Below are 15,183 nucleotides of genomic sequence, written 5' to 3' on the forward strand. Positions count from 1 at the left end.
TAAAGAATAACAGGGAGGCAGATGTTTTTCATTTATTTAGCACCATTACCATATTTACCTATCAATATCAACCATTGGTTTTGGTGTTGACCCTATATTTTTCATCTTTTTATACAAAAACTTTTTTACTTAACTCAGTACGGGATTTGTGTAAAAACTTTAGGTTTAGTTAGGTAATTTATACGAATCGCAAATTCTAATTAGATAAAGAGCCTAAGTTCTTGTACCAAGATTCTTTATTTCGGGTTTTATTAATCTTCCTCTGAATTCTGCTTAATACCAATACCATAATGATCTAAACCCATCGTTAATAAAAGGTTTACAAGCACATTGATTTTCATAGATTTATCTTTGCTTAATTGCTTAATTGTCTTATATAGATTTTCTGTTAAAAAGAACGTCTTTTTTTCTGAAAGTGAATCTTGATGTATTTCTAAGTAATCCCTAAATAGAGTTAAATACTTATCCCTATTTTCATCGCCGTAATCTCTACGATTTTCCTTTACTTTAATGTAAGGTTTATCTTCTTTTAACCGCTTAATCGTTTTAGTAATATCTCTTGTTAGTGATTTTTCTTTGACAATACCTCTATACACCCACTCAAAACTTTTTTCATCGTATTCAACAGCTGCATTAGTTAATTTTAATTTTAATTGTGTTGGACTCATTCCTAGTTGTTCTGCTAATTCTTCCAATTTTTTACCTTCGTTCAGTCTTTCAATAACCTCTTCAATTAACATTGACATACCTCCTCAAAGTTTTAAATATTATAACTTTGAAAAGGTCATATTCTAATAATTATTGTTGATTTATTTGAATAAATGCACTTTATATTCCTATCGATTTCCCATTAAATACTTTTATTATGACGGTCAAATTCTTTTCAAGTTTGGAATGAATTCTTGTCCTATTCCGATAATAATCCATTCCTAATCTACATTCGATCGTAATTGGAATAAATTTCAATCCAATTTATGTTTGATTCTCAGTAACCTATAGTTTTTCTTGTGTTTCTAATTACAGTTTCATAACCTTAATTGGGTATACCATAACATACCCAATTGAGGTTATGAACAAACTCATAGCCCTTACATCGAACAATCCCTGATATTATCGCTTTTTTGCAATATAAATCCGCACGAAATACACAACAATAATACTCTAAGAAAATCTAAAATGACTTAATATCAATGATTTTTTTGGACCAATTTTGACAATAGTCTTACGATAGTAAAACAGATTTAAAACCACTCAATATATTTATAACTTTTAGAGTGTGCTTGTTCTCTTTGAAACAAAAAGAATTATTTTAGACAAAACTATGAGAGCTACAGCACATACTGGAACAGTTACTGGCAATAGAAATAGCGTATAAATTGACGCCCGCCTTATATTTCGACAAATTTTATACGAATTATAGAGAGTCAAGGACCAAAAATGAATGTTCCCCAAAAATGGAAGAGTGGCGGAAAAAATAAAATGACAACGGTTAAATTACCTAACAGGCCAAGTTTCCCAACTATTTTAGTAATTGAATCAACTTCATTAAACCTTAATAAAACCCAACCCATACACGCGACAATTAAACCTATAACACTAATTAAATAAAAAGTAATAAATGGTGAACTTAGTAAGGAAACGCCGATAAAATCACTTGATACCGCAAGTAATAAGAGTATAAATCCTAACCAACTACACAATCTCACAAATATCTTTTCCAAAAAACTCACCCCATTAAGCAAAAGTCAATCTTTTTGTTTTTTCGCTTGTTTGAATTAAACAAATTTTTTTCTATTGTAGCATACGTCAAATAAAAAATCTTTCCGGTTAATAACTAGAAAGCTATTTCAAATGTTTAGGACACTATGTCCTAAACATCCTCGTTACTAGGACTAGTTACTATCATCCGTAACGTTTACCTAAGTCTATTTTTATAGGATAAAGAGAGCTTGTTTGATATAGAAAAATTAAATAGGAAACGATTAATAGTATCCAACATTCGAAACAAAAAGAGATGACCACTGTCCTTTGACAGCAGCCATCTCCTATTCTGTTTCTTATATACTATGCATACCAATCATTCCCCCGTCTGGAAAGATTAATCGATTACTTTCATCAAACTTTAACTCCTCTTTTGCAGAGAAAAAATAGAAGGAATCACCACTTCCCATCTTCTCTACTTCCTCTTTGTACCGGATTCGAAAAATAGCTTGTACCTCCTCTAAAGACTCTGCATCAATTACTGTAAATAATTCATCCTTTTCCTTCGTACTTTTTACGACGTAGTAAGATTCCATGTTCTACTCCTCCATTTCATTCATTTTTATAAAATAAAAAACATCGATAAGAGTGCTAACGATCGTAATCGCCGCACATCTTACCGATGATTTTTAACCAATTCTATGGACCCAAAAGGCCTTTAATTTTGTTATTGATTAAGTAAAAGTAAATAAAAATATCATTACATTATTATTCTAACTTGTAACATTCTGTATTTTAAGCCTTCTTGTAACTATCTTCAAAATATATTTTTTTAAAACATCTTTGAATTTGAATGATATGAAAGTATAAGATTAATTGAAAGAAGGAAAATGCTAGTGTAACTAAATAACGCTTCACTTAACAATAACGCAGTGGGAGTAAAAATAGGCTAAACAAACTGTATATCCCACTCCATTCCACTAAATATCAAGCATTGTTCTTATTCATGCCTTTAAATTGGACATTTATGACCATGAACTGCCCAGTTAAGGAAATGGAGTATACATTTGATATTTATTGATTCATAATAGATTGTAAATAGCTTAGTATGTAATAATGAAATCATACGAATCCAAAGCAAGGTGAAGTTAATGGACTTCTTTAAACTTATTTTTTACATCAATGCGATGGCAATCAGTCTGAATGTAGCAGCAACCTATTTAGTTATTGTAAATCTGATTTTAAATCAACCAATACACCCTTTTTTAATTTTAGGTTTAATTGTTGGTTATGGAGTGATGATTAAGTACAACTTCGTGTTTCATGAACTGTGGGATAAATGGTTTAATCATAAGAAGTAAGAGTGGAATAGTATCCAACAATACTCTTTTTCTTAGTATGATTTATTGAAAAGTGAAAGTGGTGTTCAGAAGTGGACTATTTCATGCTTTTGCGAAATGAAAATGTATCAGATTTAGACGAATATTTAAAAACACATGACGTGAATGAGGAAATAAATGAACAAACCCTTTTATATTGGGCGGTTCATGAAAATAATTTCACCTTTACCAATAGGTTTATTCATCATGGTGTCGATGTCAATAAGAAAGATAAACTAGGTAGAACTGCACTTCACATTGCCTGCTATTTTGGTTTTTATGATATTGCGGAACTTCTATTACAACATGGTGCAGTAGTAGATAGTACCTGTTTTAAAAGGGCATCTAGTGGCTGGGATAGCCATTATCAATCAGAAATAATAGAATTGCTTAGGAAGTATGTTTAGTAACTATCAGAAGCTAAAATTACCGATATAATCGTGTAACAAGGAAGTGGGAGAAACACAGTTATCAACAACTCTACATTTGAAAGGTGGGTAATTGATGAATAAACCTAGAGATAACAAAGAGTTCTGTCCATATTGCAATGCTGATCTGCAAGGAAAAGATATCCCGGAAAAAATACGTCATCACTATGGTAGTGCGACGCACGGTTCACGAAAGATTGCAATTTATAGTCGTGAGGAAGACCGAACCCTGAAGTGGCAGTGTCCTGATTGTGGAGGGGAATGGGAGCGGGAATGAAATAATATGTTGTTGGTTTTGATAGCAGGTGACATTATGTAGTCGGAAAAATATTTGGAGATAAAAATGTAGCAAATGCATATTTCCGTGATTTAAATGATGAATTAATGGAGCAATGATTGGAGAGACTACATCTCAGCTAACAAATGTGAAGGCCGGCTTTTACTTGTTGTATTCATAATTGAACAGCTTCAGCTAATATAGCTTGTCTTATAGTCCAATGAAGGGCATTTTTTGTAACTACATCAATACTTATACCAAGCATATCTTCCATTTCATGCTTAAACCGAATCAGATCAAATAAACTTCTTTCTGGATCAATATCAACTAGTAAATCAAGGTCGCTATTTGGTCCATCTTCCAATCTTGCTGCCGATCCAAATACTCGTATATTATCAATCCCGTGCTTCTTTCCGAGTTTTATGATTACATCACGCTTTTCTTCAAGAACGTCACATAACACCGTTCATCCCTCATTTTTTGCCCACTTAAACCTGTCCATTCAATTCTACGCTATCTATAAATCCCTCATACTCCATGTCATCTTTATCTTGATTGCACTTAATGCAAGTACAAACACAGTTTTGTGGGGTGCTTAAGCCGCCTTTTGCTCTGGGAACTTTGTGATCAATTGTATCAACGTATGCGATGTTCTTTAGAATCCCGGCAAAATAATTTCCATTCCAATTATCTTCCAATATGCAATAATATGTTTCATAATATGGTTTACTCAATATTAATACTAAATTTTTCTGAGGATATTATATCAAAAATGGCGGTAATGGTGTGTTATAGCAGCAAAAAACCCTTGCTGAATTATCAAGAAACTTGAACAAATGGAAACAAAAATATGGCGTCAAGCGAATTGAGTTGTTCAGTTCATATAGTCGCGAATAGCAAAATGAATCAAGCATATTGATTTAATCGTTGAGTTTAACGATTCGGACCTATCTTTTGATCATATATAGAATTAAAATTTGAACTTGAGGATTGATTTCAGAAGTCGATAGATTTGATGATAGTAAATGATATTAAACCTGCTAAAACAGAGTATTCTAGGGAGTGCAATATTTGCAGAAGAAGCCTAGATTGTCATGGAATTATTAGCAAACCTAGATAGTAAAGAGATCCAATTACTGATAAGATTCATTCGAGAAGAAATGGAATACTATTAAACTCAAAAGTCTTTGAAGAAATTTCTTTAAAGTCTTCTATGTCATTTATTTCGCTACTTGCGTTCGTTAAGAATATAAATATACATACATGCAGAAAATATCAGCATTCCAAAACTAATAACACCTAACCCCATTCCAATCCATCTACCGATAAAAAAGGAACTAAGTAAAACGGACACAAAGAATACAATTGTTATATTTGCAGCTCTTGTTTTGTCTTTTACTATTAGTAAACTAAATACAAATACCACCATATTCGCAAGAAAGCCTATCAAAATTGGTATTAAAATATCCATTTTATCTTTCTCCTACCTTTATTTAAAATATATATACTTACTTCCATACTAAAGTATAAATAATGGGTAGTGAAGATATATATCTAAGATTAGAGCCTTGTTGAAATCTAGCGTTATGTGTATTCAATTCCAACTCTTATAGTTAAAAATAGTAATAAATATCTATAAATATGATGTTGAAAATATAAATAAATTTTGAAATAATGAAGTTTGCAAATCTGGAAAGGAGTCGTGATAGATCTTGAAGAAAAAAATCTTTCTAGCTGGATTAATAGCGATGATTTTAGCTGTTATGACCGCATGTGGTTCTGAACCTAGTAGTGATGCAGCAAATGAACAGGACACAGAAGAAACCGTAGAAGAACAATCAAATGATTATTCAACAGATCCAGAAAAACCAATTGAATCGAATGGATCTAATTCAAACGATTCAAACAGTGAAGACACCACTGTAAATGAAAATAGCACCCAGTCCATTGAAAATGATACTAATACATCCGAAACCAATAATAGTAATATAGAAGCAGACCCTTCGAATAATCAAATAAAGGAAGAAAGCATTCATCTTTCTAGCGGAAGTGAAGCAATTCAATATTTGGCAAAGGAATTAGAAATGGAAAATAATGAGGATATTATTTTTGATGACATGGGTGGTTCCTTAGAAGAAGATGCACAAGGTTCTTATTACACGATAACATTATATTCAAAAGAACTGAAAGAAGCTGGTGGTTCTGGTACCCTCGAAAGTTATAAAGTGTATCAAAACGGAAAATATGAACTACAATGATGTTTCTGTTAGAATGGAACTATAGGTGGATCAAAAAATCCACCCTAACTTCTCCTACAAAGTTAAACGGGTGGATTTTATTTTTCTTTATTGAATTCATAAACAACTAACTATTATAAAAGCAGTTTCTGTTGGACAATTCGAATAAAGTGATGTTCTCTTACTTTATTATCTACGATTTCATAGACATACACTTTACTCTTAATAGCCTCATAATCCCCTTCTACCGATTGTCGTTGGAATTGTTTGATATCATTCGTTACGACAATTAAACGACTTTCTCCATCTGCTTCTTCACTAATAAAATCAATTAATCCGAAAGAAGGCTGTTTTCGAATATTTAATCTACCTTGACTCAATTCATATTCTTCAATTACATGTAAATAATCATCTGATATAACTCGACCACATTCTACATTAGTAGGCGTTACTTTAAATTGAGCAATTCGCTTTACTGGTTTTAATTGAATCGAACGTTCTCGATCTATCGCATTCAAACGTTCTTTACTTCGATCTTCCATCTCATCTATTTGAGCATAGGTTTGATTAATTAAAGCACTGTTTTTACCACCGACATTTTCCTCTTGATATTTTTGTAAACGTTCTTGCAGAGTCTCCATTTGATTTTCAAATGATTTTCTAAGGAAAACACGTTTTCTATTAGTGTATTCCTCGCGCTTTCTTTGTGTAGTTTTTAGTAATTTTCTAGCTTGTTGAATGACATATCGTTTAATATCTTGATCTTCATTCTCATAGGTCTTGATTACTTCTAAGGATTGGTGAAAAAGTAAGTATGGTGATATTTGGACAAACTCACCATTTTCACGTTTACCGGTTAACATCAACTTCTGCTCCAGCTCTCTACCATTACCGTCAATAATCGAAACTTGATTTAACTCCATAATCATTGGTTCCGTTATGGAAGCATTTACTTCATATAACGGCAGAATGGTTTGCTGCATTTCTTTTGCGGTTAACTTCATGACTAAGTTAAACAATGGATCATCGTTCTCGATCATTGGGAGTTTATCCGTTTCTTTTGCTGAGGTAAGAGCAAAGCGTATGGAGTTATCAAATTGAAACATCAACTTTTGATCACGAGCAAAGTCACGAATACGTTTTGGGAAACGATCAATCCGAGCTATGGTTTGGTCATTCGATACACTCATTCGTGTTCTAGTATTTTTTAATCCATTAACAACAAAACGTCCATAAAAGCGTGTTGGAACACTATGCATGGATACTTCATCAAATGAACGCTTCGCACCTGGCAAATCAAAATTGTCGTCTAAACGTTCATTTTGGGCAAGTTCAAGCAGTCGCTTATGTTCTTCTGATAATGTTTTTTCCATATGCTCGATGATTTCATCTAAATTTTCACGATCTAAGATGGCTTTTTCCATAACGGAAGATAAATCTGCTTGTTTATCCTCTAGAACTTCGCCAACAAAGTCATAGACTAGATCTTGTCCAAGGTCTTCACGCATTTGTTCCATTTTCGTTAACAATCTTGTTAACACATCACCTTCACGAGTATTAGTGGCAACTAAGTTAAATACAAATACCTCATTTTTCTGACCAATACGATGAATTCGCCCCATCCGTTGTTCCAATCGATTTGGATTCCACGGAATATCATAATTTATCATTTGGTTACAAAATTGTAAGTTGATGGATTCACCACCTGCATCGGTAGCAATCATAATTTGAACGTCATTTCGGAACTTCTCGACTTCCTCTTGTCTTCGGTCCATCGAAAAGTCTCCAACAATTTTAGCTATATCCGATACATAGGCTTTTAGTTTCTTCTCTAGATAATTTAATGTATCTTTGGATTCAGTAAAAATCAAGATTTTTTCACCTTTTGCCAATAAACCGCCTGCACCAAACAATGTCTTTTCTAGCTCTAAAAATTTTCGTTCATTTTCATTTTGTCTGATTACATTTGCTTTGCGAATCAATTGATCCAGCATTTCGATTTCTGTTTGTAATTCATCATAGTCTAGTTCTTCAAATTCACCCTCGGCATATTCCTCTAGTAACTCCTGTTCTTCTAACGAAATATCTTCGTAATCTTCATATTCTAGCATGATTTGTTCTGCTTTTTGCCCTGTTTCTAATACACGTTGAAGTCGTTCTTTTCGTCGTACTAAAGAAAGATAAATTGCTTCGGTTGAAGAACTTAGCCGTCTTTGTAAGATCATCATAGCAAAAGCAACATTAGGTTTATTGTTTTTCTTTGCCCGATTAAAATAGTGCCGAACATATTCCGTTACCGCATCATATAAATCAATTTCTGCTGGACTTAAGTTAAATCCTAAAGTTTTTGTCGTTCGTTTAGGGAACAACGGCGTGCCATCAAAATTAACCATGTTTTCCTTTAAACGACGGATGACATATGGGTTACTTTTTTCAAAAATGGAGTCCCCTCGATTGAGATTAGAAAATATATCCGGATCAATTAGACTCATTAAGTGACGAAAATTCTCTTTGTCTCCTTTATGCGGAGTTGCGGTTAATAGCAACGTGTGTTCAGTATGCCTTAATAAAGTTTCTCCAAGTTGAAACATTTTTGTGCGCTTCACTTTACGTTTCTTTTGACCAACAGTATATGCGGCCATTTTATGCGCTTCATCCACAATCACTAAATCAAAATGAGCATTTATAATCATGTTTTTAATGTCCTCACGTGAAGCCCAGTACATCGATACAATGACTTGTTGGTGCATCTCAAATGGATTCATCTCTCCGGATGCTTTTAAATAATCACGGGTAATGATTAAAAAATCCTCATCAAATTTTTCTTTTAACTCTGCTTGCCACTGTTTCAACACAAGGGGTGGTACTAAAATTAATGTTTTTCGAACCATATTTCGGGCTTTTAGTTCTCGGATTAGCATTCCTGACATAATCGTTTTCCCAGCACCAGGATCATCTGCTAGCAAATACCGTACTTGTGGAGCTTGAAGCATTTTGCTATAGACGGCTTCGATTTGATGTGGTAGAGGAATCATATTCTTATTCCCACGCGCTCTTGATTGAGAATATTCTCGTTCTGTTTTTAATACATGATATTGTAAATAATGCTGAAAACGATCCTTTAAATTATCCGATTCGTCTTCTTCAGAATATCTTTCCACTTCATGCAGCTGAAAACTCTCCAGATAGTTTTCAAAGAATTGATTGGATTCTCGTCCAACTGCTTCTACTAAATATAAATCTTCATCTATCGTTTCGATATGTTTAATTTGAACAGGCTCTGGCCAAAAGGAAGCTCCTACAATTTCCCCTTTTTTAAGCACAATTACACCTTCTTTTCCTTCTCAAACTTAATACAATGCCTCGTATAAGCGTAAAACAAACTCTTCTTCTAAATAAGACTCTGTTCCTTTCTTCGTAACATGCTCGATTCTTAATGTACACGTCTCTCCAATTTTATAATGTTTTTCAATCAAACTAAATTCAACTTGTCTATTTCGATCCTTATTTTCCCCTTTTAAATCAAATACGAGTTCCACTTCATTGGAAATACGTTCATCCCCTTGATAGAACGCTGCACGCACTTTACGTGATGCATATTCATCGGATACACTCTGCTCTTGATAAAATGAAATCGGCACGCGGTAGTTTGTAATTACTTTTTGTACCATCGCTACTGCAATATCAACAGGCTGTGCTTTTTCAATACGGCGATAGTCGATTAATGGTACAACTGCTTCTTGTGGTAATGCACCGCCATGAATGAATTGTAGACCTCCACCTGTTTTAAATCGGTTCAACCCTTTTGCTAAAACGACTTCTACATTTTTTAAAGGGGTTTGTTCTTCCTTTAACTTTATTGCTCCTTCAGGAACTGATAGTTGGTTTCCAATCGCAAATCTACGATTACCGTCCATCACTCGACCTGCCACAGCTGAAATTTTCCCATATTCTTCAATTTGTTTAAATTGAAATAAAAAACCATGATCTGCGGTTATAAAAATCCGTTTTGCTTGCAGTCGTGATAACCGATCCACTGCATAATTTAGATCTTGAATCGCCTGGTGAACAGCTTCATAGGTTTCTCGTTCTGACTTCGCTGAATCTCCTAATGCATCAATATGGTCATGGTATAAATAAACTAGCCGTTTTCCTCTTAATACCTGTTCAGCTTCAGTCGTTTTCATATCGAGTAATACTTTTAATTTAAGTACTTCGGTTTGTGGTTCAACAGATTGTAAGATTTTACGTCGGTTATCCAAGCCCTTTGTTGATTGACCATCTGCATAAACTACTTTATTCTCATCCACGGTTAGTTCTCGATGTGGTAAGAGAGATGCCATCCCTAATTGTGTGTATGTTGGATAGCTAGCAGCCATCGGTTGGATCGTGGATGTCCCATTTTCCCTCTCTTCTAATTGAGTATGTAGTTCATGGGCTGCTTCGTATCTTAAAGCATCGGAAATAATAACAAATACCCTTGTTTGTTCTTTTTCCAATATAGGACGTATGTTCTGTGCAAAAAATCTTCTTTGTGGCATCAATGTTGATATATAACCTTCCGTTAGCTTGTAGTTTATCTCTTCTGATATATGACGTAAGAATTTATTTTCGTACCAATTTGTTAATCTGCTTGCAATCTCTTCTAACATTTCCTTTGATTCTAGTTTAGTAAAATCATGCATAAAATGACGATATGCTTGATCAACTTCAAATACGTATGCTGCGTAACTTTCGTATAAATCATCTTCCTTATACATACGTATAATGGTTAATTTCAATTGCTCCAGCCGTATTGCTTGGAATAAGGTGTTATATATGGCATTTAATTGGCCTTTCGATCCCCAATGGGTTTGTAACCGTTGTTCAATTAAAGATAATCGCTCACTTACATGAATAATTTGATGAAGAAATTCATCGATACATTTTTCAATAATCAATGCATCTACAACAGGGAAAGTATCTACCATTGTGAAATGATCTAACTCTTGTTGTGAAAGTACTTCTCTTAATCGATTTACTCTTTCCCAATCTTTAATGCGCTCTTCTAATACTTCTTTGTCACTACGTTGTAGCCATTCTTCAATAAATAATGCACAGACGTTAGGTGCGGATGAGGTCCACTTATCTTCCCATTCATCAACAGAAAACTTCGCGTTTCGCTTAAAATGTTGATAGATTAAGACATTCATTAATTCGACTAATGGTTCTTCCGTCTGTTCTAAGGATATACCGAAATATCTACCAATAATTTCAAATGCTCGTTCTAATGAAAAGTTACGCTTTAATTGTTTTATTAAGTCATTTTCTCGTATGTATAAATCTTGTAAAAGAAGTTGGCGTGTAATTAACCGAATATCTGGCACAGGCGCTTTGGTTAACACCGCCATCATACTTAATTCAAATTGGCTTTGGTCAGCTTTTTGAGGTAACACTTTTGCCAATCTTCTTTTCCGTTCTTTACTTCCAAAGAACAAAGGATATTGTTCCATCATTGGACGTAAGACATGATCTGACACTTGTAAGGTTTCGGATAACAAAGCAGCTTCATCTGCTTTAAATTCAGCACTGTATAATAAGATATCCAACAACATATTATCTGCATCTTCCGGTCTTGGCCCATCGGTATAGATTAAAAATGATTGATTTGGTTTCTCTAGTTCTATTTCAACTTTTAATTGGAAAAAGTTACGCTCATCTACACACCTTACTTCTACCTCATCTAATTGTTCTTTAAGTTCTTCCACATCCACTTGAGCTTGTGCATCATACCAAAATACAATAGCACGCCCTTTTGTTTCTTTCTCTTGCTGTATTTTTTCTTGTAATTTCTCTATTACATTCATGGCTTCCACCTCGTTATGTAAAGAGAAAGAGGGAAGATCCCTCTTTCTGTTATTTAATCTTTGCTAGAACTTTATCGAATTTGGCATAGTTGACTTTCACACCGTCATCTAAATCAATTTCGATTGGTTCATTTGCATATACTGCTAAATGCTTATCAAATTCCTGGAGTTCTTCTATCTTCTTTTGATAAGATAATTTAGCTTTTTCAAGGTTACGTCTATCTGTAGCAGATAGACTTGGGTTCGCTAACCGTGTATCGATCATTTCAATCTCATTTTGATATTTCGCTTGAATCTCCTGCAAATGATCAAAACGAATCGTTGCCATCGTATCAGGCTGATATCGATGCATATAAATTAGCGTCCGCAATCCCTTTTGTTTCCCGGAATCAACCAACCAATAAATTGGCCGTTTTTGATACGTTTTGCAATGGTCTTTGAAGAATTCATCTAAGAAGTAACGGCGTAACCGTTCCTCTGGCGATTCATTCTTTTTCATCTCCAATGATTCAGCTAACCAGCGTAAATTCTCTTCTACCTTATCAGGGCTAAATGCTGCGGATAAAAATTCCCTTAGGCGGACAATAATATCATTTTCAAAATAGTGGTCATCTGTTAAAAGTATTAAACCATCTTGGTTTGGCTTAAAAGTCTTGTACTTCGATCCATCAAACTCACCACCAGCATAAGCTAAGCCTTCTATGTCTAATGAATATCGCCCCATTTCACATCCGATGTAATAAGATAAAAAAGATCTTGTTTCTCTTTCACGATTAGCCATTGTAATCGTAATTTCATTGTCTTCTACTTCTGAAGAAAGTTCAGCTTGTAATTCAAAATAATTAATATATATTTCGTTTAATTCTTGTTCGTTGCGTTTTAAATTTTTAAATCTATTAATTGTTTCTTGACTCCAATTTTCAAAAGCCTTTGATATGGTGTTACCTATTTTATAGTGGAAAAAAGGATGATTTTTGAAATCCCAAGATGCTTCAAAGGAATCCCAATCTAATTTTGAAATATGAATGTTTTCTTCTGTTAGTTTATTCACTTTATCCTTCAATTCTTTGCTTAGAACTGGAAGTGGTAAACTAGCAACATTTCCAACTTGGAAGTTTAAGGTTGGATTTATAAATGACATAAAATACGGTGATACCTTACTAGCTAAGTAACTTAGATATATTTTTAAATCTTGATCTGGAAACAATGAAGAACCAGCAACGTCAAATAAAAATCCTTTAGGAGTATATCTAACACCAAAGTATGCAGAACTTATAAATGACCATGTAATCCCTTCTCTAAACATATAATCTAAGTTTTGCGGTCTAGATTTTAATTTTCCATTTTTATCTTTAAAGTTTTTAATTTCATATCCATCATTTTCCCAGTTAACCAACTTTTCCAAATTTCCGTACCATTTTCTAAATGATCCACCTTTGTTATATGGAAACCATTTATAACTAGTTTGTTTTGCTCTGGCACTATTCTCTATTTCAAATCCAATTTTATTATTGTTTACTTCATACCAGTTTCGTAAAAATTTGCCGTTATCGGCTGTAGCCATACCTTGTCGTGGCTTTGCTATTTTTTCAAGCGTATCAAATTCTTTGAAAATTTTCCTAACCTGTTTACTAGCCCAATATGCTATGGGAGATCCTGGTATATCACCGAAAAGCTCACTTGATATAATAGCAAATCTGTTTTTCTTAACTGGAAATTCCATAGGCAAATCATTATTTATATCATCATATTTAACATATTGAAATGTTCCTTTGTAGCCCTTTGTTTTTTTTCTATAAATAGTAGCTGCTGTACCAAATGCTATTCCCATTACCATATTATCCATATGAACCATATTATAAATTGAATAACTTTTTATCAGATGCTTCCTAAATTTCTCAAATGATGATAAAAACATCCATGATTGCATAGTAACATTTGCAATAAAACCATTTTCTTTCACAAAATGCTCCATCCTTTGCATCATAGCTGCAAAGATATCAGATTTAGTATCAGGATAATTTTTCTTCAAATACGCACCTAAGTCTTTATTCGTTTGCCGCCCACCCATGTATGGAGGATTAGTTACTGTTACATCATATTTTGAACTTAATACGATAGCTTGTTGTAATATTTCTTTTACTTCCTCCAATTGTTCATATACTTGATAGTTATTGAAATTCAGTTGATTGTTTTCTTCCAAAAGTTTATTAACTCTATCGACAAAAATGGAGTAATCAAAATTATTGCAATTTATTAAGGACCCTTTATTTTTTCCATCAATAAAATCATTTAACAAAAGTCTTAATTCATTTGCTTCTTCATCATTATTAGTTAATATTTCAACAACTGTATTAATGTCTATATGATTAGTCTCTTTTATTTCAAAGATATTTGTCTTAATATTTTTTCTAAAAACTCTTCTCGACTTACTTCTAGCTTTCATTAATAACGCAAAAGAAGCAAGTTGTACAGCTCGATTATCAATGTCCAAGCCATACAGATTCTTTTCTAAAATTAATTTTGGAATTTCATTACTTATATAACCTGATTCTATATACATTTCATATAATAGATCGAATGCATGTATTAACATATGCCCCGATCCTACACAAGGATCGATTACTTTTAAATTTTCTAAATCTACTTCTTTATACTTCAAACTATTTAATTGATCTATGACGGATTTATCTTGTTCCGCAGGATTAACAAAATAATGCATTTGATTTTTCAGCTCGGACGAAGGATTAGCTTCTAGCCAAAGTTGGCCTAAGGAATTTTCAACCAAGTACTTAACGACCCACTTTGGTGTAAACAACTGTGTTACCGCGGGTATCTCTTCTTTTAATACCTTGCCATTCCTCTTTAATTTTGCATAAACTTTATCCTTTGGTTCTGAATTATAGTATTGATACAACCAACCAATAACTTCAACTTCATTAAAACTCTCTGTCAACTCTTTATTACTTACTAATTTAGAAATAATAAATTCACTATCCAATAAATAATCAGGTAGAAGTAACTCAGTATAGTCATTTATTTTTTCGAATAAAGTTGGCAGAACTTTATTTAAGCTATTACATTGTGCGACAAATAGCTTCCTATATGCTTGCTCGTTTTCTCCCCTTTGAATTAAGATATTGATTTCCTTACTACCAACATCCAAATTCATCGTTTCATATTGAAGCAAGATATCTGGTTCGTTCTTGCCAGAGCTACTGGATAGTACATTGACACGGTCAGGTAAGTAATTATTCACTTCCATATAACGAATCGCTATAATCCGGTTAAACCACGTATAAGCTACTTCTTCAA

The 15,183-nt window shown here is 33.3% G+C and carries 13 protein-coding genes; 4 read left to right on the top strand and 9 right to left on the bottom strand.

Translation table 11 applies throughout. The features are described 5' to 3' along the window. Window positions 1-251: 251 nt before the first annotated feature. The 3 genes from ACPYKA_RS11100 to ACPYKA_RS11110 form a co-directional block, all read right to left on the bottom strand. Window positions 252-746 (bottom strand): hypothetical protein, encoded by a 495-nt coding sequence (locus ACPYKA_RS11100; RefSeq protein ID WP_479542359.1) that lies wholly within the window; start codon window positions 744-746, stop codon window positions 252-254. 678 nt (window positions 747-1,424) lie between these two features. Then, complete coding sequence (locus ACPYKA_RS11105) at window positions 1,425-1,721, bottom strand: hypothetical protein (RefSeq protein WP_157796310.1); 297 nt, start codon at window positions 1,719-1,721, stop codon at window positions 1,425-1,427. Between the two features lie 336 nt (window positions 1,722-2,057). Then, window positions 2,058-2,297: a hypothetical protein gene (locus ACPYKA_RS11110; RefSeq protein ID WP_100332640.1), complete on the bottom strand. Its 240-nt coding sequence runs from the start codon at window positions 2,295-2,297 to the stop codon at window positions 2,058-2,060. A gap of 555 nt (window positions 2,298-2,852) precedes the next feature. Here ACPYKA_RS11110 and ACPYKA_RS11115 point away from each other — a divergent pair. From ACPYKA_RS11115 to ACPYKA_RS11125, 3 genes are all read left to right on the top strand, one after another. Further along, window positions 2,853-3,062 (top strand): hypothetical protein, encoded by a 210-nt coding sequence (locus tag ACPYKA_RS11115; protein WP_100332641.1) that lies wholly within the window; start codon window positions 2,853-2,855, stop codon window positions 3,060-3,062. A gap of 83 nt (window positions 3,063-3,145) precedes the next feature. Further along, the gene (locus ACPYKA_RS11120) at window positions 3,146-3,487 is read left to right on the top strand and encodes an ankyrin repeat domain-containing protein (protein WP_479542360.1); all 342 of its coding nucleotides are present in this window, start codon (window positions 3,146-3,148) and stop codon (window positions 3,485-3,487) included. 97 nt (window positions 3,488-3,584) lie between these two features. Then, a complete protein-coding gene (locus tag ACPYKA_RS11125) occupies window positions 3,585-3,785 on the top strand; it encodes a hypothetical protein (RefSeq protein WP_441163010.1) in 201 nt (66 codons plus the stop codon). Window positions 3,786-3,960: 175 nt separating this feature from the next. Here ACPYKA_RS11125 and ACPYKA_RS11130 read toward each other — a convergent pair whose 3' ends face one another. The 3 genes from ACPYKA_RS11130 to ACPYKA_RS11140 form a co-directional block, all read right to left on the bottom strand. After that, a complete protein-coding gene (locus ACPYKA_RS11130) occupies window positions 3,961-4,248 on the bottom strand; it encodes a nucleotidyltransferase family protein (protein ID WP_479542361.1) in 288 nt (95 codons plus the stop codon). A gap of 25 nt (window positions 4,249-4,273) precedes the next feature. Further along, window positions 4,274-4,519 carry an HNH endonuclease gene (locus tag ACPYKA_RS11135; protein ID WP_471764190.1) on the bottom strand — a complete coding sequence of 82 codons (246 nt, stop codon included), beginning with the start codon at window positions 4,517-4,519 and terminating at the stop codon, window positions 4,274-4,276. Between the two features lie 494 nt (window positions 4,520-5,013). Next, window positions 5,014-5,256, bottom strand: coding sequence for a YesK family protein (locus tag ACPYKA_RS11140; RefSeq protein ID WP_100332646.1), 243 nt, complete (start codon window positions 5,254-5,256; stop codon window positions 5,014-5,016). A gap of 241 nt (window positions 5,257-5,497) precedes the next feature. Here ACPYKA_RS11140 and ACPYKA_RS11145 point away from each other — a divergent pair, with 241 nt between their 5' ends. Beyond that, window positions 5,498-6,043: a hypothetical protein gene (locus ACPYKA_RS11145; protein ID WP_479542362.1), complete on the top strand. Its 546-nt coding sequence runs from the start codon at window positions 5,498-5,500 to the stop codon at window positions 6,041-6,043. Window positions 6,044-6,156: 113 nt separating this feature from the next. Here ACPYKA_RS11145 and ACPYKA_RS11150 read toward each other — a convergent pair whose 3' ends face one another. The 3 genes from ACPYKA_RS11150 to pglX form a co-directional block, all read right to left on the bottom strand. Further along, entirely contained in the window at window positions 6,157-9,345 is a 3,189-nt protein-coding gene (locus ACPYKA_RS11150) for a DEAD/DEAH box helicase (protein WP_479542363.1), read from the bottom strand. 27 nt (window positions 9,346-9,372) lie between these two features. Then, entirely contained in the window at window positions 9,373-11,868 is a 2,496-nt protein-coding gene (gene pglZ, locus ACPYKA_RS11155) for a BREX-1 system phosphatase PglZ type A (RefSeq protein WP_479542364.1), read from the bottom strand. Between the two features lie 49 nt (window positions 11,869-11,917). Then, window positions 11,918-15,183: BREX-1 system adenine-specific DNA-methyltransferase PglX (gene pglX, locus ACPYKA_RS11160; RefSeq protein ID WP_479542365.1), on the bottom strand; the 3,266-nt coding region annotated here is incomplete at its 5' end.

Origin of the sequence: Pseudogracilibacillus amylolyticus (SeqCode) (assembly GCF_051918545.1) — a bacterium.
Classification (GTDB): domain Bacteria; phylum Bacillota; class Bacilli; order Bacillales; family Amphibacillaceae; genus Pseudogracilibacillus.